21 protein-coding genes are annotated in these 18,826 nt (G+C 69.5%); 7 read left to right on the forward strand and 14 right to left on the reverse strand.

Annotated elements, in window-relative coordinates:
- Positions 1–2: 2 nt before the first annotated feature.
- The gene (locus AB8M46_RS21285; protein WP_394361308.1) at positions 3–410 is read right to left on the reverse strand and encodes a RidA family protein; all 408 of its coding nucleotides are present in this window, start codon (positions 408–410) and stop codon (positions 3–5) included.
- Between the two features lie 95 nt (positions 411–505).
- On the opposite strand from AB8M46_RS21285, the gene AB8M46_RS21290 reads away from it, so the two are divergent.
- A complete protein-coding gene (locus AB8M46_RS21290; protein ID WP_037338572.1) occupies positions 506–889 on the forward strand; it encodes a helix-turn-helix domain-containing protein in 384 nt (127 codons plus the stop codon).
- An 80-nt stretch (positions 890–969) separates the two neighbouring features.
- Positions 970–1,569, forward strand: coding sequence for a DUF6506 family protein (locus AB8M46_RS21295; protein ID WP_394361309.1), 600 nt, complete (start codon positions 970–972; stop codon positions 1,567–1,569).
- On the opposite strand, the gene AB8M46_RS21300 is transcribed toward AB8M46_RS21295, so the two are convergent.
- Together AB8M46_RS21300 and AB8M46_RS21305 are read right to left on the reverse strand one after the other, a co-directional pair.
- Positions 1,566–2,060 (reverse strand): MarR family winged helix-turn-helix transcriptional regulator, encoded by a 495-nt coding sequence (locus AB8M46_RS21300; RefSeq protein ID WP_394361310.1) that lies wholly within the window; start codon positions 2,058–2,060, stop codon positions 1,566–1,568. The two genes, AB8M46_RS21295 and AB8M46_RS21300, sit on opposite strands and share 4 nt — an antisense overlap.
- A 21-nt stretch (positions 2,061–2,081) precedes the next feature.
- Positions 2,082–2,855: a maleylpyruvate isomerase N-terminal domain-containing protein gene (locus AB8M46_RS21305; RefSeq protein ID WP_394361736.1), complete on the reverse strand. Its 774-nt coding sequence runs from the start codon at positions 2,853–2,855 to the stop codon at positions 2,082–2,084.
- Positions 2,856–3,154: 299 nt separating this feature from the next.
- On the opposite strand from AB8M46_RS21305, the gene AB8M46_RS21310 reads away from it, so the two are divergent.
- Entirely contained in the window at positions 3,155–4,603 is a 1,449-nt protein-coding gene (locus tag AB8M46_RS21310) for a DHA2 family efflux MFS transporter permease subunit (RefSeq protein WP_037338577.1), read from the forward strand.
- Between the two features lie 9 nt (positions 4,604–4,612).
- Here AB8M46_RS21310 and AB8M46_RS21315 read toward each other — a convergent pair whose 3' ends face one another.
- From AB8M46_RS21315 to AB8M46_RS21335, 5 genes are read right to left on the reverse strand one after another with little or no spacing between them, the layout of a single operon-like run.
- Entirely contained in the window at positions 4,613–5,740 is a 1,128-nt protein-coding gene (locus AB8M46_RS21315) for an acyltransferase family protein (RefSeq protein WP_394361311.1), read from the reverse strand.
- Positions 5,741–5,797: 57 nt separating this feature from the next.
- Entirely contained in the window at positions 5,798–7,192 is a 1,395-nt protein-coding gene (locus tag AB8M46_RS21320) for an ATP-binding protein (protein WP_394361312.1), read from the reverse strand.
- Positions 7,185–7,862, reverse strand: a complete 678-nt coding sequence (locus AB8M46_RS21325; RefSeq protein WP_378421629.1) for a response regulator transcription factor — start codon at positions 7,860–7,862, stop codon at positions 7,185–7,187. The genes AB8M46_RS21320 and AB8M46_RS21325 overlap by 8 nt, the downstream gene beginning before the upstream one ends.
- Positions 7,863–7,907: 45 nt before the next feature.
- The gene (locus tag AB8M46_RS21330; RefSeq protein ID WP_378421631.1) at positions 7,908–9,374 is read right to left on the reverse strand and encodes an SDR family oxidoreductase; all 1,467 of its coding nucleotides are present in this window, start codon (positions 9,372–9,374) and stop codon (positions 7,908–7,910) included.
- 12 nt (positions 9,375–9,386) lie between these two features.
- Positions 9,387–9,860, reverse strand: a complete 474-nt coding sequence (locus tag AB8M46_RS21335; protein ID WP_037338589.1) for a MarR family transcriptional regulator — start codon at positions 9,858–9,860, stop codon at positions 9,387–9,389.
- Positions 9,861–9,960: 100 nt separating this feature from the next.
- On the opposite strand from AB8M46_RS21335, the gene AB8M46_RS21340 reads away from it, so the two are divergent.
- Both AB8M46_RS21340 and AB8M46_RS21345 read left to right on the forward strand, forming a co-directional pair.
- Complete coding sequence (locus tag AB8M46_RS21340) at positions 9,961–11,991, forward strand: MMPL family transporter (RefSeq protein WP_394361313.1); 2,031 nt, start codon at positions 9,961–9,963, stop codon at positions 11,989–11,991.
- Between the two features lie 25 nt (positions 11,992–12,016).
- On the forward strand, positions 12,017–12,238 hold the full coding sequence (locus AB8M46_RS21345) for a hypothetical protein (protein ID WP_125733751.1): 222 nt from the start codon (positions 12,017–12,019) through the stop codon (positions 12,236–12,238).
- Here the strand turns inward: AB8M46_RS21345 and AB8M46_RS21350 are convergent.
- Complete coding sequence (locus AB8M46_RS21350; protein WP_394361314.1) at positions 12,225–13,409, reverse strand: MFS transporter; 1,185 nt, start codon at positions 13,407–13,409, stop codon at positions 12,225–12,227. The two genes, AB8M46_RS21345 and AB8M46_RS21350, sit on opposite strands and share 14 nt — an antisense overlap.
- Before the next feature lie 66 nt (positions 13,410–13,475).
- Between AB8M46_RS21350 and AB8M46_RS21355 the strand changes: the two genes are divergently transcribed.
- On the forward strand, positions 13,476–14,456 hold the full coding sequence (locus AB8M46_RS21355) for a metalloregulator ArsR/SmtB family transcription factor (protein ID WP_394361315.1): 981 nt from the start codon (positions 13,476–13,478) through the stop codon (positions 14,454–14,456).
- Between the two features lie 3 nt (positions 14,457–14,459).
- On the opposite strand, the gene AB8M46_RS21360 is transcribed toward AB8M46_RS21355, so the two are convergent.
- On the reverse strand, positions 14,460–14,762 hold the full coding sequence (locus AB8M46_RS21360) for a DUF1905 domain-containing protein (protein WP_037338595.1): 303 nt from the start codon (positions 14,760–14,762) through the stop codon (positions 14,460–14,462).
- Positions 14,763–14,832: 70 nt separating this feature from the next.
- Between AB8M46_RS21360 and AB8M46_RS21365 the strand changes: the two genes are divergently transcribed.
- Positions 14,833–15,414 carry an AAA family ATPase gene (locus AB8M46_RS21365; protein WP_394361316.1) on the forward strand — a complete coding sequence of 194 codons (582 nt, stop codon included), beginning with the start codon at positions 14,833–14,835 and terminating at the stop codon, positions 15,412–15,414.
- Here the strand turns inward: AB8M46_RS21365 and AB8M46_RS21370 are convergent.
- From AB8M46_RS21370 to AB8M46_RS21385, 4 genes are read right to left on the reverse strand one after another with little or no spacing between them, the layout of a single operon-like run.
- A complete protein-coding gene (locus tag AB8M46_RS21370) occupies positions 15,388–16,014 on the reverse strand; it encodes a TetR family transcriptional regulator (protein ID WP_037338600.1) in 627 nt (208 codons plus the stop codon). The two genes, AB8M46_RS21365 and AB8M46_RS21370, sit on opposite strands and share 27 nt — an antisense overlap.
- Position 16,015: 1 nt before the next feature.
- A complete protein-coding gene (locus AB8M46_RS21375) occupies positions 16,016–17,224 on the reverse strand; it encodes an NAD(P)/FAD-dependent oxidoreductase (RefSeq protein ID WP_394361317.1) in 1,209 nt (402 codons plus the stop codon).
- 2 nt (positions 17,225–17,226) lie between these two features.
- Complete coding sequence (locus AB8M46_RS21380) at positions 17,227–17,421, reverse strand: ferredoxin (RefSeq protein WP_037338602.1); 195 nt, start codon at positions 17,419–17,421, stop codon at positions 17,227–17,229.
- Positions 17,418–18,818 carry a fatty acid desaturase gene (locus tag AB8M46_RS21385; protein WP_016334611.1) on the reverse strand — a complete coding sequence of 467 codons (1,401 nt, stop codon included), beginning with the start codon at positions 18,816–18,818 and terminating at the stop codon, positions 17,418–17,420. The genes AB8M46_RS21380 and AB8M46_RS21385 overlap by 4 nt, the downstream gene beginning before the upstream one ends.
- Positions 18,819–18,826: the final 8 nt, after the last annotated feature.

An 18,826-nucleotide genomic window follows, 5' to 3' on the forward strand; every position in this document is an offset into this window, starting at 1 on the left:
CCTCAGTCGATGACCGCGGTCGCCTCGACCTCGACGAGGTGCTCGGGCACGTCGAGTGCCGCGACACCGATCAGCGTTCCCGGCGGGACCGGGGTACCGCCCAGTTTCGCGGCGGCCCGGTCCACGCCTTCGAGGAACAGCGCGAGTTTGTCCGGCGTCCAGTCGACGACGTAGACGGTCACCTTCGCAACGTCGTCGAAGGTGGCGCCGGCCCCGGCGAGCGCGGTACCGACGTTCAGGTAGCACTGCTCGACCTGGGCGGCGAGGTCGCCTTCGCCGACAAGGGCGCCGTCCGCGCCCCAGGAGACCTGCCCCGCGATGAAGACCAGCTTCGACCCGGTCGCGATCGACACCTGCCGGTAGGCGGGGATCTCCGGCAGTCCCGCGGGATTCACCAGGGTGATGCTCATCCGTACTCCTCATAGGTCACTTGTGGTTACCCAGGAACTGTAGGAGAGTGTGCGGCGACCTGGAAGAACGCACTTTTTCGTGACTGGGGAACCTGATGGTGACCAAGCAGCTCGACGGTTCGGACGACGCCGATCTCCTGCGGGCGGACTCATTGGCGCGCGAGATCTTCTCCGACGTCGCCAACAAGTGGGCGCTCCTGATCATCGAAACGATCGGCGACCGCACGCGGCGGTTCACCGAGTTGCGCGACGACATCGAGGGCATCAGCCACAAGATGCTCACCCAGAACCTCCGCATGCTGGAGCGCAACGGCCTGCTCGAGCGAACCGTGCATCCGACGGTGCCGCCGCGCGTCGACTACACCCTCACCGAGGCGGGCCACGGCCTGCGCGCGACGGTCGACGGGATGTGCGACTGGACCCACCGGTTCCTCGGCCACATCGAGGACTCGCGGCGCCGGTTCGACGCTCCCGCCTGAACTTCCCGGAATACGCGGCACTCCCGGCTGGTTAACCTTGGCGTCAAGTAGTTTAATACCAAGCTAACTGGGTGGATGTCATGACCGAGAACATCGATCTGTTCCTCTTTCTGGAGCCGGGTTCCGACCCCGGAATCGACCGGGTGACACAAGACCTCGGCGACGCGGAGGCCCTGCTCGTCTGGGTTCCGGACGGCGCCGCCGCCGCGGAGGTCGCGGCCGAGGCGGTGGCCGACGGCGCCCGGCTCATGGAGCTGTACCGCGGTTTCGACCTCGCCTCTGCCGCTCAGGTCATCGAGGCCGTCGACGGCAGGGCCGCGGTCGGTATCGCGGGGTACGGGGCACCGGCGCCGCGGCCGATCCGCGATTCCGCCACCGTCTTCGTCGGGCATCCGAGTGCCGATCCGGCGAAGCACCGCCTGGTCCGCGAGCACGCGAACGGCGGCAGGACGACGGTGGTTTCAGTGCCGGACTCCCCCACCGCGGTCCGGATCGCCCGCGAACTGGCCGACGCCGGGACCGAGGCGATCGAGATCTGCGGTGGCACCTCACTGACCATCGCGCGCGACGTCGCGGCGGCCGTCGGCGACCGAGTCCCGGTGAGCCTGGTCGCCTGGCCGGTCGACTCGATCGAGCGCGCGGCCGCGTACAAGGCGGAGTTCGAGACCGAGAACGCTTAGCCCGTTTCGGCGTGCAGGAGGAGCTTCTTCAGCAGCGCGGCCAGCGTCCGCCGTTGCGCGGGACTGAGCGGCGACAGGATGTCCTCGTCGGCGACGAGAACGGCGTCCAGCGCCTTCGCCGCGAGGTCGGTCCCGGCCTTGGTGAGCCGGATCCGGACCGCGCGGCGATCCTCGGGATCGGAGTGACGCTTCACCAGGCCACTCCGCTCCAGCCGGTCGAGCCGCGCGGTCATCGCGCCGGAGGTGATCAGCGCGGTCTCCGCCAGATCCCGCGGATGCGTCCCGCCGGGATCGTCGCGCCGCCGGAGCGTGTTCAGGACGTCGAAGTCGGCATAGCTCAGACCGAACGGCCGAAGTGCCTCGACGACGGCCGCCTGGCCGTGCCCGGCGGTGCGGAACAACCGGCCGACCACCTGCAGGGCGCTGACGTCGAGCGCGCCGTCGCTGGCGGCCCACTCGTCGACCATGCGGTCGATGGAATCCCTCGGCACCGCGAAAGCCTAGCCGTGCGCTCAGGGCAGACGCACGACACGCAGGAATGCGGGGAGCAGCCACGGTCGCGGACCGCCGATGACGATCTTGCCCGTCAGCGCGGAACGGACCTTGCCGACCCGGTGGAACAGCATCAGGTTCAGCGACGGCGGATCGAACGAGATCCGCGCGTCGACCGGTCCTCCGGGCTCCTCGACGCTCACCCGTCCCCGATGCAGCACCAGCACGACCGGCGACGTGTAGGCCGACCGGAACGCCACGGCGATCCGTCGTTCTCGCGGCGGCTCGTCGGTGTCGAGGAGGTGCCCGACGTCGTGACCCAGCACACCGACCAGGAAGAGATCGAAGAACAACGCCGCGTCGGCCGGCGGAATCGTCCACGGCAGTCTCAGCGCCCTGGCGATGTCCCAGCCGTGGATCTGCAGTTCGTTGACCAGGTGGGCGAGCACACCGGCCAGCGGCACCTTCGAATCCCCGAGCCAATCCAGCAACCTCGCCGGATCGGCGTCCTCGGTCACGCGCAGTACTTCTTCGATGTCCGCCAGCAATCCGGTCACCAGCACACCGAGGTCGCGTTCGGGAAAGTCCCGAAGCACCAAGCCGTTCAATACGGAAACCGTGTCCACAGTGGTCTTTTCGACCTGGCTCCGGCCGCTGGCGTCCAGTACCGGGGCGCTGTCCGGGCGCACCAGCGCCGTGTACATCTTCGCGATCATCGCGACGTGGGCGACCGTTTCGGCCACCGTCCACTCCGCGGTGACCATCGCCGCCGGATCCCGGACGCGGCCCACCATTTCCGCGAATCGCGCGCCCGTCACCCGATAGGCTCGCCGCACCGAATGCCACCGCTCCGCCGTGATCGCTCTGGTCACAGGCCGATTTTATCGTGCCACCACCGAAAATCCGTTCCGCCGGCGTGCTGTCCGAGGCCGCCCGAAAGGGCAGTGACCGTACTCACTACGGAAATTCACGTGACAGGCAAGGACCGGCACAGGCAGACTGAAGGACGAATTCACCCTCGCCTTCGCTGTCACCGTTGCCGTCGTCGAAGGCGGCCCACGCGGACCCGCGCCCTTCCAGGAGCCCTTCACTGATGACCGAGACCCTGCCCGAAACCACCCAAGACCAGGAACGGGCACCGGCGAAAGCCGGGCTCCTGATCGGGGTCCTGGTCCTGTCCGCGTTCGTGATGATCCTCAACGAGACCATCCTGAGCGTCGCGCTGCGTGACCTGACCGTCGACCTGAAGGTCCCGACCACCACCGTCCAGTGGCTGACCAGCGGCTTCCTGCTGACCATGGCGGTCGTCATCCCGACCACCGGGTTCCTGCTCGAACGGTTCACCCCGCGCCAGGTCTTCCTCGCCTCGCTGACCCTGTTCAGCACCGGCACCCTGGTCAGCGCGCTGGCCCCGGGCTTCGCGCTCCTGCTGACCGGCCGGGTCATCCAGGCCTGCGGTACCGCGGTGATGCTGCCGCTGCTGATGACCACGGTGATGCGCCTGGTCCCGGTCGAGAAACGCGGCGCCACGATGGGCACGATCACCATCGTCATCGCGGTCGCCCCGGCGATCGGCCCGACCATCGGCGGGGCCGTGCTCTCCTCGCTCGGCTGGCGCTGGATGTTCTGGATCGTGCTGCCGCTCGCGCTCGCCGCCCTGGTGGTCGGCCTGCTTCAGCTGCGCCTGGAGAGCGACACCCGCAAGGTTCCGCTGGACGTGCTGTCGGTGATCCTGTCCGCCGTCGGTTTCGGTGGCGTGCTGTACGGCCTGTCCGTGTCCGGCGAGTCCGCGGGTGGACACCAGCCGGTGCCGCCGTGGGTGCCGATCGTCGTCGGGGCCGCGGCGCTCGCGGTGTTCACCTGGCGCCAGTTGCGCCTGCAGAAGGAAGATCGCGCGCTGCTGGACCTGCGCCCGTTCACCCACCGCAGTTTCGTCGTCTCGCTGGTGCTGACGGCGCTGCTGTTCATGTGCCTGCTCGGCGCCGCGGCGATCCTGCTTCCGCTGTACCTGCAGACCGTCCTGCGCACCAGCACGTTCGTCAGCGGGCTCGCGGTGCTCCCCGGCGGTCTGGTCCTCGGGTTGCTCGGCCGCCCGGTCGGCGCGTTGTACGACCGCTTCGGCCCCCGGCCCCTGGTCATCCCCGGCGCGGCCGCGATGGCGGTCTCGCTGTGGCTGTTCGCGCTGCTCGGCCCGGAATCGCCGCTCATCGCGGCCATCGCCATCCACGTCCTCCTCATGGGCGGGCTCGGCCTGATGATGACCCCGCTGATGACCGAGTCGCTCGGGTCGCTGCCCGAGCACCTCTATTCACACGGCAGCGCGATCCTCGCCACCCTGCAGCAGCTCGCCGGCGCACTCGGCACCGCCGTGTTCATCGCGGTGGCCACGGCGAGCACGACCACGGCCGGGGCGGCCAGCCCCGACTCGGCGGGTATCCGCACCACGTTCATGGTCGCCGGTTGCGTCGGGCTGGCCGCGTTCGTCGGTTCGCTGTTCGTCAAGAAGAGCGCCGGCGGCACCCCGGCCGCCGCTCACCACTGATCCGCCGCTTCACCGCGCGCCCGCCGTGGCCTCCACCGGAGGCTCGGCGGGCGCGCGTCGTTCGAGCACCTTCCGGCCGTAGGCGATGGCGGGCTGTTCGACCCAGCGGCGCAGCGCGCAGGCGAACACCAGCGCGACACCGGTGGTCGCGGCGGCCTTGGCGAGTCCGCTGGGCAGCAGCCAGCCGGTGACCCCGGCGGCGCCGGTCTGGGCGAGATAGAGCGCGTACGAACGATCTCCGACGAACGTCAACGGCCTGCTCGCGAGCAGGGCTCGCACCGGGCCGGGCGAGACGACGGCGACGAGCAACAGCGCCGAGCCCGCCGCGTAGACCGGGACGACGAACTGCCAATGCCCGCCGAGCGCCTTCGCCAGCGGACCGACGGAGAACTGGAGCACGATGAACCCGCAGCCGATCACCGTGGCGACTGCCGGGCTGGTCAAGGGCCGGACCAGGGCGAACCCGCGCGGATGGTGGAGCGTCATCGCCAAGAGACAGCCGACGACCAGCGAGCAGTAATGCACCGAAAGGCTCGCCCAGGTGTGCGACGGTGCCAGCGGCACCGCGAACAGCACCACGCCGAGAACGGCCGATACGCCCAGCAACAGGCGCAACGCGGTCTTCCCGCTTCTCGCGAACGACGTCAGCACCAGCAGCGCCGGCCACACCAGGTAGAACTTCTCCTCCACCCCCAGTGACCACGAGGTCGGATACGGCGTGTTGAAGTCGACGAGTTCGTTGCCGAAGACGAGGTAGTACGGCATGGCGTCGGCGAGCCTGCTGCTCTGATACGTCCCGGCGATCGTCACCGCGACCGTGGTCAGCGCCAGGAGCAGGAAGTACACCGGCATGATCCGGAAGATCCGGCGCAGGTAGAACCCGCGCAGCGAGATCCGGCCGTCACGGTCTTCCTCGCGCAGGGCCAGTGTCGTGATGAGGAAACCGGACAGCACGAAGAACAGCTGCACGGCGATCCAGCCCTGGAGGCGGTCCACGACGGGACCTCCGTAGTGGAAGAACACGACGGCCACGGCGGCGAGCGCGCGCACACCGGTGAGGCCGGGGAACCACGACGAGGCCAGGTAGTCGGCGTGGCCGAGGGGCCGCCACCACGAACGGAGCGAAGGAGCGAACATGGCCCGAAGATTCGGGCCCGGACGCTGAACCGAAGCTTAAGGAAGCTGAAGACGTCTTCAGCTTCGCACTTCCGCCAACGGCAGGCGGACGACGAGACGGGCGCCGCCGTCGTAGTCGGCGACCTCGACGGTGCCGCCGTGCGCGTGGGCGATCTCGGCCACGATGGCCAGCCCGAGGCCCGCGCCGCCTTCGTCACGCGCACGTCCGTCGTCCAGCCGCACGAAGCGGTCGAACACCCGCTCGCGGTCCGCAGCGGGAATGCCGGGTCCGTCGTCGGTCACCGTCACCACGGCGAATTCGTCCACAATGGACGTTCGTACCTCGACCCCGGTCCTGGCATGGCGTTGCGCGTTGTCCACCAGATTCCGCAGTAGCCGCTCCAGCCTGCCGCGGTCGCCGAAAACCATCGGATCGTCCCTGATCTCGGCGCGGACACCCACCCTCCCGGACAGACAGGATTCGACCACTTCGGACAGTCGCACCGGGGCGGCCCGGTCCGGCTCGGCGTTGTCCAGCTTGCCGAGCAGGACGAGGTCTCCGACGAGATCCTGCAGCCGCGTGATGTCGAGGAGCGCGTTGCGGCAGGCGTCGCGCCAGTCCAGCCGGTCCGGATGCGCGAGCAACACCTCCAGCTGAGTCCGCAGGGACGCCAGCGGAGTGCGCAGTTCGTGCGACGCGTCCGAGGTGAACCGGCTCTGCCGGGTGACCGCGGTGTCCAGGCGCGCGAGCATCGTGTTCATCGTTTCGGCGAGCTTCGCGATCTCGTCGGCGCTGTCCGGCGCCGGGACCCGGCGGGAGAGGTCGTGCGCGCCGATCTCCGCCACCTCGGAACGGATCGCCTCGACCGGTCGCAGTGACCGGCGGACCGCGAACCACGCGATCGCCCCGATCAGCAGGGCGATCACCGGGACACCCACCAGCAGCGTCACCCGCACCGAATCGAGCGCCGCCTGTCCGGACTCGTCGACGATGGCGGCGCCGTAGATCCGGTACTTGCTGTCGCCACTCACGGTGGCCGCCACGTGCAGCCGGATCCCGTTCCTCTCCGGATCTTCCCCGAGCTCACGCGCGCAGCCGACGGATTCCCGGCTGGCGAGGTCGACGGCGCCGGGCTTGAGGTTCTGGACACTGTCGCCGTACTCGAAGCCTCCGTCCGGGACGATCGTCCCGAACCGCAGGCCGGGGCAGGTCGCGACCCGCTCACCGGTCTGGGTGGTCACCTCGTAGATCGAACCCCGGACAAGGAACCCTAGATCAGCCGGAGCGGCGCCGGTGTTCAGCACGTGGACGACCGCGGCCGCACGCTCCCTCGCCACCTGCGCGGCGCCGTTGCCCAGCCGGTTCTGGGCATCGAGCACCAGCCATGCCGACACGACGCTGAGCGCGACAAGGGACGTCACGAACGACGTCAGCGCGACCCGGAAGCGGGTCGACCGCCACGCCTTAGGCACCGGAGCCCACCACGTGGTAGCCGGCGCCGCGTACCGTCCGGATGGTCTCCGCGCCGAACGGCAGGTCGATCTTCCGCCGCAACGCGCTCACGTGGACCTCCACCAGGTTCGTGGTCGCCGAAGCCGCGAAATCCCAGAGGTTCTCCAGCAGTTCCGCCTTGGTGACCACCTCGCCCTGCCGTTTCATCAGATACGCCAGCAGGGCGAATTCCTTGGTGGTCAGCGGGATATCGGCGCCGCCTCGACGGCAGGTGTGGCTCGCCTGGTCCAGCTCGAGGTCGCCGAGGCGCAGTGTGCCCGGCCGGATCGCTCCCCCGCGCCGGATCAGCGCACGCAGCCGGGAGAGCAGGACGCCGTAGGAGAACGGCTTCGGGAGGAAGTCGTCGGCGCCGGTGTCGAGCGCCTCGATCTCGTCGTCCTCGCCGTCCTTCGCGGTCAGCATGAGGATCGGGGTGGTGTCGCCCCGTTCGCGCAACCTCCGGCACACGCGGTACCCGTTCAGCCCCGGCAGCATGATGTCGAGGATCATCGCGGCGTACGGATGTTCGGCGGCGTACCAGAGCGCGTCGCGGCCGTTGTGCGCGACGTCCACGGCGTAACCCTCGGCGCTCAATCCCGCCCGGAGCGACTCGGCCAGGCGTCGCTCGTCCTCCACGAGCAAGATCCTCATCCGCTCACGATCCCATACGGCCCGCTGTCCGGATGGAGGCTCCCTTCACCCCGTTTGTCTCGCTTTCTGCGCCGCACCGGTGATGTTGCGGACCATGCCACCGAAGACGACGCCGTGGAACGGCGCGATCCCCTTCCAGTACGCGTGCCCGGCCAGCCCGTGCGGCTCGAACACCGCGCGCTGCCGGTAGATCGTCCGACCGTCCTCATCGGACTCGACGCCGAGTTCGAGCCAGGCACGGCCCGGTAGCTTCATCTCCGCCCGCAACCGCAGCAGCCGCGGCCGGTCGAGGTACTCGACGCGCCACCAATCCAGCGCCTCACCGAGATGCAGCCGTCGCGGATCCCGCCTGCCGCGCCGCAACCCGACACCGCCGACGAGCCGGTCCGCCCAGCCGCGCACCGACCAGGCCAGCGGGAACGAGTACCACCCGTGTTCCCCGCCGATGGACTCGATGACGTCCCACAGCGCCTCCGGCGAGGCGTCCGTCCGCTGCTCACGCTTGTCCTCGTACACGGTCCCGCCCGCCCAGTCCGGATCGCTCGGCAGCGGATCCGAGGGCGCCACGTCACCCGACGCGTCCGACCAGCGGGTCGGCACGTCGGCGTTGCGGATCCGGGACAGCGCCAGTTCGACGGCGCGCTCGTAGTGGGTCAGCCCCGCCTCCGGATCGGGGATGTGCTCGGCGATCGCGTGGTCGTGACAGACGACCTCGTGCACCAGCGACTCGATCAGCGGCACCGCGATCGCCTTCGGCACGGGCGTGACCAGGTTGACCCATTGCGCGGACAGCCAAGGGGTCAGCACCGGCACGGGGACGACGGCACGTCGCGGCAAGCCCGCCACGACGGCGTAGCGGCGCATCATGTCCAAATAGGTCAGCACGTCGGGTCCGCCGATGTCGAAGGCACCGTTCACTTCGGACGGCAGTTCGGCCGCGTGCACGAGGTAGTGCAGCACGTCCCGGATCGCGATCGGCTGGATGCGGTTGCGCACCCAGCGCGGCGTGACCATCGCCGGGAGCCGCTCCGTCAGGTAGCGCAGCATCTCGAAACTCGCCGAGCCGGAGCCGATGATCACCGCGGCCTGCAGGACGATCGCGGGCACCCCGGAGTCCAGCAAGACCCGGCCCACTTCGGCGCGTGAGGCCAGGTGCGGCGACAACTCCTCGTCGTCCGGCACGATGCCGCCCAGGTACACCAGCCGCCGCGCGCCCGCCGTCTTCGCGGCCTCGGCGACCGTCTTGGCCCCCTCGCGGTCGACGTCGACGAAGTCCTTGCGCGCCAACGAATGCACGAGGTAGTAGACGACCTCGCAGCCGGTCAGCGCCGTCTCGATCGAGGACGGATCCGTGACGTCGCCGCGTTCGACCTCGACCCGGTCACGCCACGGCTCCTCGGCGACCTTCTCCGGCGACCGGGCCACCACGCGGACCTCGTGCCCCGCTTCGAGCAGTTGCGGCACCAGCCGTCCACCGACATATCCCGTCGCCCCGAGCACCACACATCGCATGCTCCCGAGTCTTCACGGTGCGAGCCGGCCTCGCACTTCGACGGTCGCGGCGATGGTGCCCCGAAGGAACCGGGCGACCGCCCGCCGCTCGTCCTCCCCCATCTCCCGCCAGGCTTCGGCGTAGCGCCGTCCGAGGGGCAGGAAGAACTCGGCCCCGATCTCGCGCGCCTTCTCGTGCATCCGCAACTCGACCTTGCGCCGGTCGGTCGCGCTCCGGTCGCGATGCAGGTGCCCGGCCCGCTCCAGCCGGTCCAGCACCGCCGTGGTCGCCGACGCGCTCAGGTGCAACGCGCTCGCGAGTGTGCTCGGACTCATCGGCGCCCCCATCCTGGCGGCGTCCATGATCACCGCGAGCGCGTTGAGGTCGGTCCGGTGCAGGCCGTGCTTCTCTCCGAACAGTTCCGCGAACCGGTCCGATTCGACGGTCAGCTGCCGCAGCAGGAGTACGAGCAGGTCGTCCGTGACCTGTTCGGCGTCCTCAGCCATGTCGGGTAGCTCCCCTCACGTTGCCCCGCCCGGATGACCACTCTACTATTTCGATGGTCGAACTATTCACTCGTCGAAGTAGCACTGGAGCCATCCGCTCATGATCTCGGAAGTCGAACGTCCCGCCCGCACCCGGTCACGTCTGCGGTGGCTACTGCCGGCCCTGGTGGCGGTCGCCTGGCTGATCTTCGGCGGCTTCAGCGGCCCGTACGCGGGGAAGCTCAGCCAGGTCGCGGAGAACGACAGCAGCAGTTTCCTGCCCGCGTCGGCCGAAGCGACCGAAGTGGGCGAGCTCCAGAAGCAGTTCTCCAGCGCCGCCGTCATCCCGGCGATCGTCGTCGCCGAGCGGCCGTCGGGCCTGACCGAGGCCGACAAGCGGTTCCTCGCCGACCGGACGTCGAACGCACGGCTCGTCCCGGCTCCGCAGAGCAACGCGGGCGCGCAGGTGGTCGTGCTCCTGGACGCCACGACCGACCCCGGTGACGGCGTCGAGGCTTTGCGGGAGTCTCTCGCCCGTGACACCCCGGACGGGTTGAAAGTGCTCGTGACCGGCCCCGCCGCGCAGGTCGCCGACCTCAAGGAGGCGTTCGGCGGGATCGACGGGCTGCTGCTCCTGGTCGCGGGCGCGGTGGTCGCGCTCATCCTGATCATCGTGTACCGGAGCCCGCTCCTCCCCCTGCTCGTGCTGCTGTCGGCGGTGTTCGCGCTGGGCACGGCGAGTCTCGCGGTGTACCTGCTCGCGGAGCACGACGTGCTGGCGCTGAACGGGCAGAGCCAGGGAATCCTGTTCATCCTCGTCTTCGGCGCCGCCACCGACTACGCGCTCCTGATGATCTCGCGCTACCGCGAAGAACTCCGGACGACCGACGACGCGCGCACCGCGCTCCGGACGGCTTGGCGCTCGACCATCGAGCCGATCGCGGCCTCCGCCGGGACCGTCATCCTCGGCGTGCTGTGCCTGCTGTTCAGCGATCTGAACTCCAACAAGGGACTCGGCCCGGTCGCCGCCATCGGCATCGGCGCCGCCTTCCTCACCACCATCACGTTCCTGCCCGCCGTCCTGGCCTTGTGCGGGCGCAACGCCTTCTGGCCCTTCCGTCCGGCGGTGGCCCCGCCGCGCGACGAGACCGGCGGGCTTTGGGCACGCGTCTCCGGCCTGGTCTCCCGCGCACCGCGGACGATCTGGATCGTCACGACCGTCGTCCTGCTCGCGGGCGGAGCGTTCCTCCCCCAGCTCAAGGCTTCCGGCACCGCGCAGTCCGACGTCTTCCTCACCCCGGTCGATTCCGTCGCGGGCCAGGAAGTCCTCTCGCGCTACTTCCCCGGCGGCTCCGGCTCGCCGACGGTGATCATCACTCCCGCCGGCCAGGCTCAGGCCGTCACCACGCTGGCGCGTGTCCCCGGCGTCTCGGACGTCCGCCAAAGCACCGAAGCGGGCGGGCTCGCGAAGATCGACGCCGTTCTCGCCGATCCCCCGGACTCCGACGCGGCCGTCGCGACGGTGCAGCGGATCCGCGACGCCGTGCACACCGTCGACGGCACCAAGGTCGGCGGGCCCACGGCCACCCTGCTCGACACGCGGGAGACCTCCGAGCACGACCGGACGGTGATCATCCCGATCGTCCTGGCCGTGATCTTCCTCGTGCTCGCGCTGCTGCTGCGGTCACTGCTGGCACCGCTGCTGCTGATCGGCACGGTGGTGCTGTCGTTCGCCGCGACGATGGGAGTCTCGGCGCTGGTGTTCAACCACGTTTTCGACTTCCCCGGAGCGGACCCCGTCGTCCCGCTGTTCGGCTTCGTCTTCCTCGTCGCGCTGGGGATCGACTACAACATCTTCCTGATGACCAGGGTCCGCGAAGAGGCGGGCAAGATCGGCACTCGGGAGGGAACGCTGCGCGGTCTGCGCGTCACCGGCGGCGTGATCACGTCCGCGGGTGTCGTACTCGCCGCGACCTTCGCCGCCCTCGCCGTCCTGCCCATCCTCTTCCTGGCGCAGCTGGCCTTCATCGTCGCGTTCGGCGTCCTGCTCGATACGCTCCTGGTGCGCTCCCTGCTGGTACCGGCGCTGGCGGTGGACGTCGGACGGAAGATCTGGTGGCCGTCGAAACTGGCGAAGACCGGCCGGGAATGAACATCGTGCCCGTAACCTGGTGACCATGAGCGCTGATCAAGACGCCATCGACGAGCGGATCCAGGCCGCCGCCGAAAGCGGCGACCTGGCCGAACTCCGGCGGCTGGCCGACGGCGGCAGCAGAGACGCGGCGGACCAGCTGATCGAAACGGCGACCGAACTGGGCGCACTGGACGAACTGCGGAGGCTGGCCGCGGCCGGGAACCAGGACGCCGCGGATCAGCTGGCCGAGCTCACCGAGGAGTAGTGCCCCGCATCGCCGGAACGATCACCGGAAGCGCGGCCACGAGCGCGAGGCCGCGCACGACGCCCGCGACGGGATAGGGAACGCGAAGCCCGAACCTGTGCGCGAGCAGCCCTCCGGTCAGCGCGCCGAGCGGCATCAGCCCCCAGCCGAGCAGCCGGTAGACGCTGTTGACCCGGCCGAGCAGAGCGGACGGCACCTCCTGGTGCCGGACGCCGACGGTGACGACGTTCCAGATGGTCGTCACGAAACTGCTCACCGCCCAGAACCCGCCGAGTACGGCGATGTTCGGGCTGAACCCCATTCCGAGGAAGACCACGGCGTTCACGGCGAGCGAGACGAGCAGCGCGCGGAGGTCGCCGAGCCAGGCGACCAGCCTGGTGACCACCAGCCCGCCCACCACACCGCCGATCGCCGCACCGGCGAGCAGGAGACCGAACACCCCCGCGCCGAGATGCAGCACGTCGGTCACGAACAGGACGAGCGTCGCGTTCCCGAGCTGCCCACAGAAGGTGTTGACGCCCAACAGCAACGCGAGAGCGCGCAGCAACCGGTGCCTCATCAGCCACCGGACCCCATCGAGGACCTTCGCGCTTTCCGCCTGACCGCCTCGTCCGGGCAGCTTCGCCAGGAGCACCGCGGCGACGACGAAGGACGCGGCGTCGACGGCGAACGGCAACGTCCAGGCGAGTGCGAAGAACAGGCTCCCGAGCGGCGGGCCCAGGAACTGCCTGCCCACGATCATCGCCACCTGCTGCCTGCCGTTCGCCTGGTGCAGCAGGCCTTTCGGCACGAGATCCGGAACCGCCGTTTGCGCCGCGTTGTCGTAGAAGACGTCGCACGCCCCCAGCGCGAACGCGAGCAGAACGAGCACGGGCACGGTGACGGCCCCTGCCGCGACGAGCGCGGTGAGCACACCGACGATCAGGGCTTGGAGTGTCTGCGTTCGCCACATTAGGGTCGTTCGGTCGACCTTGTCGACGACGGAACCGGCGGTGAGCGACAGCAGAAGCCACGGCAGGTACGTCGCCGCGGAGACCAGGGCGACGTCTCTGGCGTCGTGGCTCACCGTCACCGCCAGCAAGGGCAGCGCCGCCGCGAAGACGCCGTTGCCGAGGCTGTCGATCCCGGTGGCCCACCAAAGCCGCCGGTAAGCGCGGGGTAGGTCGGGCATGGTCGGATCGTGGCGACGTCCGGTGTTCCGGAGACACCATTTAGCTCATGGCTACATACTCGGGCGATGCCGATGACCATCGAGCTGGGCGTCTCCGAGCTGGCCGCGACCCGGTTCGCGATCTCGCCACTGTCCGAGACCGTGGCCTGCCTGTTGCAGATCGCCGGCCTCGACCGGAATCCGGTCAATCTGCCCTGGCTACGGTGGGCACGGGAGGAACTCGATCGCGCGCCGCTCGATCTTCCCCGGACCTGGCCGCTGCTCGTCAACGGCAGGCTCAGCTGGCCGGAGTTCCTCGTCCCTGCTCCGCGGGGTTCGGGAGCTTCGCTCGAAAACGACCTGGACGCGGTGCGGCGAACCCCCGAAGCCCGGGTGAGAGCCAGCCTCGACCGGGTCTTCGGCGCGAAGCTTCCCCGCGCGGCGGCAGCACTGGCCGACAACCCGCGATCCGGCCTGCGCGAAATCGCCAACGAACTGCGCGAAGCCCACGACCGTCTCGTCGCGCCGCATTGGCCGCGGATGCGAGCGGCACTGGACGCCGACATCGGGTTCCGCGCGCGGCAACTGACCGCGGGTGGGGCCGAGCGGTTGTTCGCGGATCTGCATCCGGATCTGCGCTGGCACGACGACCGGGTGACGCTCGCCGGTGAGCGCTGGCGGAATCGGCACAGTGTCGTCACGCGAGGACCCGGCGGTCTCGTGCTGATCCCCGTCGTCCTCGGCTCGCCGTACGTCCTGGTCAAGAAGAACACGTCGACCCAGACCACGATCCGCTATCCGGCGCGGGGAACCGGCACCCTGTGGGCCGCCGGAACCCGGGCACCCGGGTCCACGACGATACGACTTCTCGGCCGGACGCGAGCCACTCTCCTGACCGCGTTGTCCTCCCCCGCGACCACGACCGACCTCGCGCGCGCCTTGGGTGTGACGCCGAGCGCGGTCTCCCAGCACCTCAAGGTCCTGCGGGACAGCGGACTCGTCACGCGTGAACGCTCCGGCCGCGGCGTCCTCTACCGGACGACGCCGCTCGGTGAACGCCTCCTCTGACGGTCAGAGATCGATCAGCTCGACGGTCACTTTCGCCATATCACCTTCCTCGATTCCTTCGGCCTTGCGAACCGCTTTCTTGACCGGCAGTACATAGGCACCTTGTTTGGCGTCCGGGAAGATCGACGTCTTCCATTTGCTGCCGCCGATACCGACCTGGACCCGGACCGCTCCGAACCCCCGGCGCGGCCCGTCGGTGATCTCGCGGATCTCCTCGGAGATGTCCTGGGGCAGGCTGACGAAGGTCCAGGTCTCCCCACGGCGGGCGTCCCAGACCCAGAGCTCGGCATCGAACACGACGATCATCGGTGGAGCGTCGCACACGGCACCGACAAATTTCGCGCGCCCCGAATCGGGAGCCCGCTACCGTGGCCGAGTGGACTTCGTCGTGATCTTCGGACCGCCCGCCGTCGGCAAGATGACCGTCGGCGAGGAGTTGTGCGAGCTCACCGGGTTCAAGCTGTTCCACAACCACATGACCGTCGAGCCGGTGCTCGGCATCTTCCCGTTCGGCTCGCCGCCGTTCGGCAGGCTCGTCAACGAGTTCCGCCGCCGCGTCATCGAGGAGGCGGCCGACGCCGCGTTGCCCGGCCTCGTCTTCACCTACGTATGGGGTCTCGATCTCCCCGAGGACACCGACCTCATCGCCTCGTACGTCGACATCGTCCGGTCGCGGGGTGGCAGGACGCGTTTCGTCGAGCTGTACGCGGATCTCGACGAACGCCTCGAACGGAACACCACCGAACTCCGCCTCGACCGCAAACCCAGCAAGCGCGACCTCGACTTCTCCCGCGCCAATCTGCTCGAACTCGACCGCGACTACGTCATGAACACCGACGACACGCGGCGCACCTACGCCCAGGATTTGATCGAGCGGCACGATCACGTGCGCATCGACAACACCCGGCTGGCCCCGGCGGAGACCGCGGCGCTAATTCTCCGAGAGATGCCGCAATGAACGGGTCGTCGTCGCGCCGAGCACCCGCGAAGCCATCCACGCCAGGGCGTCGGCCGTGCGCGCCGGAGTGTCCGACGGCTGCATGATGTGGCTCAGCACGGTCCGGACCACGACGTCGATCGCCACGTCCAGCTGCGCGGCGTCCAGCGGCGGCCCGTACGCGCGGACACGGCCGCGCAGCATGACGGTCGCTTCGCTCAGCAGGCTCCCGGCCCGCACCGTCAGCAGCGGCAGCAACTCGGTGTCGGCGCCGTGCGTGGCCGAGACGATGGCACGCAGCAGGAGATTGTCGTCGGCGAGTTCGAGGACACCGCGGACGGCGTCGTGGATCGCCTCGACGAGGTCTTCGGGGTGCCGCTCGAAGGCATCCCGGACCACTGAAAGAAACCGCGCGAGTTCGTGCGAGATCATCGCTTCGGCGAGCTGGGTCTTCGAGCCGAGTTCGTTGTAGACGGTCTGGCGGCTGACGCCGACGATCTCCGCGAGTTTGCTCATCGTCACCGAGGACCAGCCGGAACGCACGGTCAGCTCGATCGCCGACGCGACGATCGGTTGACGGTACGGACCTCCCGTAACCGGTGCCTCACTCATGATCGTCATTCTAGGCCGCCATCTTCGCAGCGAACGCCAGCGCCTCACGCCACGGCGCCCGCCCGGCGATGTGCCGACGGTACTTCATGATCTCCCGCGGCCGGTCGACGGTCAGCGCCCCCACGATCCGGTCCCCGCGCCGGTACAGCGCGGTGTAACCACCGGACTCCGGGACGGCGGCCACCACCTCGTCCGCACGCGGGGTGCCGACGAACTGGATCCGGTGGTCGTACCAGTCCGACCAGAAGTACGGCACCGGCGACAACGCCTTCGCCGCTTCCGGCGCGAGCGCGTGACGAGCGGCCGCGGCACCCTGCTCCGCGGCGTTCGTCCAGTGCTCCAGCCGCATCGACTCGCCGTCGAACAACGGATTCGCGGCATGTGCGACATCCCCGGCGGCATACACGCCGGGCACCCCGGTCGCGAGCGTGGCGTCGCACACCACGCCGCCGTCGCGCTCGTGCAGCGGTACCCCGCTTCCGGCCAGCCAGCCGGTGGCCGGGACGACGCCGATGCCGGCGACCACCAGATCGGCGGGCAGCACCTCGCCGGTCGAGAGCCGGACGCCGGTCACCGCGCCGCCGTCGGACTCCAGGCCGGTGACCGTGGTGGACAACCGCAGTTCCGTGCCCGCCTCCCGGTGCAGCGAGGCGCACACCGCGCCGGCCTCGGCGCCGACGGACCGGACGAGCGGGACGTCGAGCGTCTCGACGATCGTCGACGGCAGCCCGCGTTTCCGAGCCGCGGCCGCGACCTCCGAGCCGATGAAGCCCGCGCCGATCACGACCGTGCGCGCCCCGGCGTCGAGCGCCGCACGGACCGCCAGCGCGTCCTCGGCCGTCCTCAACGTGTGGACGCCGGCGATCCCCTCGCTGCCGGGCAGCCGCCGCGCGGTGGCGCCGGTCGCGATCACCAATGCCTCGTAGGGAACCGTCCTTCCCGCCACCGAAACCTCGCGGGCGGCGGTGTCGAGCCCGTCCGCGGGCGCGCCGAGCATCAGCTCGACACCGAACTCGTCGCGCAACGCGTCCTCGCCGTGGAACGGCTCGACCTCGCCGCGTCCTTCCGCGTCGAGGAACGACTTCGACAGCGGGAGCCGGTCGTACGGCGGATGGTCCTCCGCGCCGATCAGCACGATCCGCCCTCGGTATCCGTCCCGGCGCGCCGCCTCCACCGCGCGCAACCCGGCCAGCGACGCGCCCACGACGACCAGTGCCATGATCAGTCCCGCAGCTTCAGGGCGAGGACCGGGCAGGCGTCGACGGCGGCCGACAGGTCCTGGCGGTGTTCCTCACCGGGCTGTTCGTCGAGCACCACGACCGTGCCGTCGTCGCCCACTTCGAAGAAGTCGGGTGCCATCGCCTCGCACATGCCCAGCCCGTCGCATTTCGCGCGGTCCGCCTCGATCTTCATCATGCTCCGACCCTTCCCGGTGCCACGAAATCGACCTTCTCCCGCACGCCGCAGTCCGGACAGCACCACGAGTCCGGGATCGCCGACCACGGGGTCCCGGCGGGGAAACCCTCCCGCGGGTCGCCGAGTTTCTCGTCGTACACATAGCCGCAGCCGGGGCACATCCCGCCCTCGGTCGCGTCGCCGTGCGTGTCGGCGACGTGCCGCGACGGCGCGGTGACCCGCGTTCCGTACCGCGCCAGCACCTTGGCCCGCTTCGACGGCTGGATGTTGGCGCGGGAAATGTCGCCGTCGAAATGCGCGAGCACCCGCGGATCCATCACGCGCCGCCAGACCGGCGGGACCAGCGCCAGCACGATCATCCCGGCGTAGCCCGTCGGGAGCACCGGCGATTCCGCGAAATCGCGCAGCGTCTGGTAGCGGCGGGTCGGGTTGGCGTGGTGATCGCTGTGCCGCTGCAGGTGGTAGAGCAGCACGTTGGTGGCGATGTTGTTGGAGTTCCAGCTGTGGCTGGGGTCCACGCGTTCGTACCGCCGTCGGTTCGGCGGGCCGACCATCTGCCGACGCATGCCGTAGTGCTCCATGTAGTTCACGACCTCCAGCAGCGAGAACCCGACCACCGCCTGGATCACCAGGTACGGCAGGATCCCCGGCCCCAGCCATACGGCCATCGCCGCCCACAGCACCGCCGACATCAGCCAGGCGTTGAGCACGTCGTTGCCGATCCGGAACGGATGCCGGTCGCGCCGGGCGTAGCGCTTGCGCTCCAGCCCCCACGCGGACTTCAGCGAGCCGAACACGGTGCGCGGCCAGAACCGGTAGAAGCTCTCCCCCACCCGGCTGCTGGCCGGGTCCTCGGGGGTGGCCACCCGGACGTGGTGGCCGCGGTTGTGCTCGATGTAGAAGTGGCCGTAGAAGCTCTGCGCCAGCGCGATCTTCGACAGCCAGCGCTCGTGGCTCTCCTTCTTGTGCCCGAGTTCGTGCGCGGTGTTGATGCCGATCCCGCCGATGCAGCCGATCGAGATCGCCAGGCCGATCTTGTCCGCGACGGACAGGTCGCCCCGGGCGATCAGCCAGAACGCCACCACGAAACCCGCGTACTGGATGGGCAGGAAGGCGAAGGTGATCCACCGGTAGTAGCGATCCCGCTCCAGCCGTTCGATCACGTCGTCGGGCGGATTGCTGCGGTCCAGCCCGGCCACCAGATCGATCAGCGGGACGATCACCAGGATCACGATCGGCCCGATCCAGAACCACACCCCCCAGCCGGTGGCCGCGTGCAGGCCGATGGCCAGGAACGCGAGCGAAGGCACCACCAGGCCAATCAGCCACAGATACCGCTTGCCGTCGGTCCAGCGTTCGGTCGAGCCCGCCGGGATCGTGCCCGTCATCTCGCTCATCGCACCCT

Origin of the sequence: Amycolatopsis sp. SB7-3, assembly GCF_041021335.1 — a bacterium.
GTDB lineage: Bacteria > Actinomycetota > Actinomycetes > Mycobacteriales > Pseudonocardiaceae > Amycolatopsis > Amycolatopsis japonica.

What these genes read in the sequence shown, in the direction of transcription:
- AB8M46_RS21315 (WP_394361311.1), bottom strand. Translation starts at nt 5,740, where the DNA reads ATGTTCGCTCCTTCGCTCCGTTCGTGGTGGCGGCCCCTCGGCCACGCC.
- AB8M46_RS21375 (WP_394361317.1), bottom strand. Translation starts at nt 17,224, where the DNA reads ATGGCACTGGTCGTCGTGGGCGCGTCGCTGGCCGGGTTGCGCGCGGTG.
- AB8M46_RS21310 (WP_037338577.1), top strand. Translation starts at nt 3,155, where the DNA reads ATGACCGAGACCCTGCCCGAAACCACCCAAGACCAGGAACGGGCACCG.
- AB8M46_RS21290 (WP_037338572.1), top strand. Translation starts at nt 506, where the DNA reads ATGGTGACCAAGCAGCTCGACGGTTCGGACGACGCCGATCTCCTGCGG.
- AB8M46_RS21345 (WP_125733751.1), top strand. Translation starts at nt 12,017, where the DNA reads ATGAGCGCTGATCAAGACGCCATCGACGAGCGGATCCAGGCCGCCGCC.
- AB8M46_RS21305 (WP_394361736.1), bottom strand. Translation starts at nt 2,855, where the DNA reads ATGGTGGGCCGCGTCCGGGATCCGGCGGCGATGGTCACCGCGGAGTGG.
- AB8M46_RS21285 (WP_394361308.1), bottom strand. Translation starts at nt 410, where the DNA reads ATGAGCATCACCCTGGTGAATCCCGCGGGACTGCCGGAGATCCCCGCC.
- AB8M46_RS21360 (WP_037338595.1), bottom strand. Translation starts at nt 14,762, where the DNA reads ATGATCGTCGTGTTCGATGCCGAGCTCTGGGTCTGGGACGCCCGCCGT.
- AB8M46_RS21370 (WP_037338600.1), bottom strand. Translation starts at nt 16,014, where the DNA reads ATGACGATCATGAGTGAGGCACCGGTTACGGGAGGTCCGTACCGTCAA.
- AB8M46_RS21295 (WP_394361309.1), top strand. Translation starts at nt 970, where the DNA reads ATGACCGAGAACATCGATCTGTTCCTCTTTCTGGAGCCGGGTTCCGAC.
- AB8M46_RS21350 (WP_394361314.1), bottom strand. Translation starts at nt 13,409, where the DNA reads ATGCCCGACCTACCCCGCGCTTACCGGCGGCTTTGGTGGGCCACCGGG.
- AB8M46_RS21340 (WP_394361313.1), top strand. Translation starts at nt 9,961, where the DNA reads ATGATCTCGGAAGTCGAACGTCCCGCCCGCACCCGGTCACGTCTGCGG.
- AB8M46_RS21330 (WP_378421631.1), bottom strand. Translation starts at nt 9,374, where the DNA reads ATGCGATGTGTGGTGCTCGGGGCGACGGGATATGTCGGTGGACGGCTG.
- AB8M46_RS21355 (WP_394361315.1), top strand. Translation starts at nt 13,476, where the DNA reads ATGCCGATGACCATCGAGCTGGGCGTCTCCGAGCTGGCCGCGACCCGG.
- AB8M46_RS21335 (WP_037338589.1), bottom strand. Translation starts at nt 9,860, where the DNA reads ATGGCTGAGGACGCCGAACAGGTCACGGACGACCTGCTCGTACTCCTG.
- AB8M46_RS21325 (WP_378421629.1), bottom strand. Translation starts at nt 7,862, where the DNA reads ATGAGGATCTTGCTCGTGGAGGACGAGCGACGCCTGGCCGAGTCGCTC.
- AB8M46_RS21380 (WP_037338602.1), bottom strand. Translation starts at nt 17,421, where the DNA reads ATGATGAAGATCGAGGCGGACCGCGCGAAATGCGACGGGCTGGGCATG.
- AB8M46_RS21385 (WP_016334611.1), bottom strand. Translation starts at nt 18,818, where the DNA reads ATGAGCGAGATGACGGGCACGATCCCGGCGGGCTCGACCGAACGCTGG.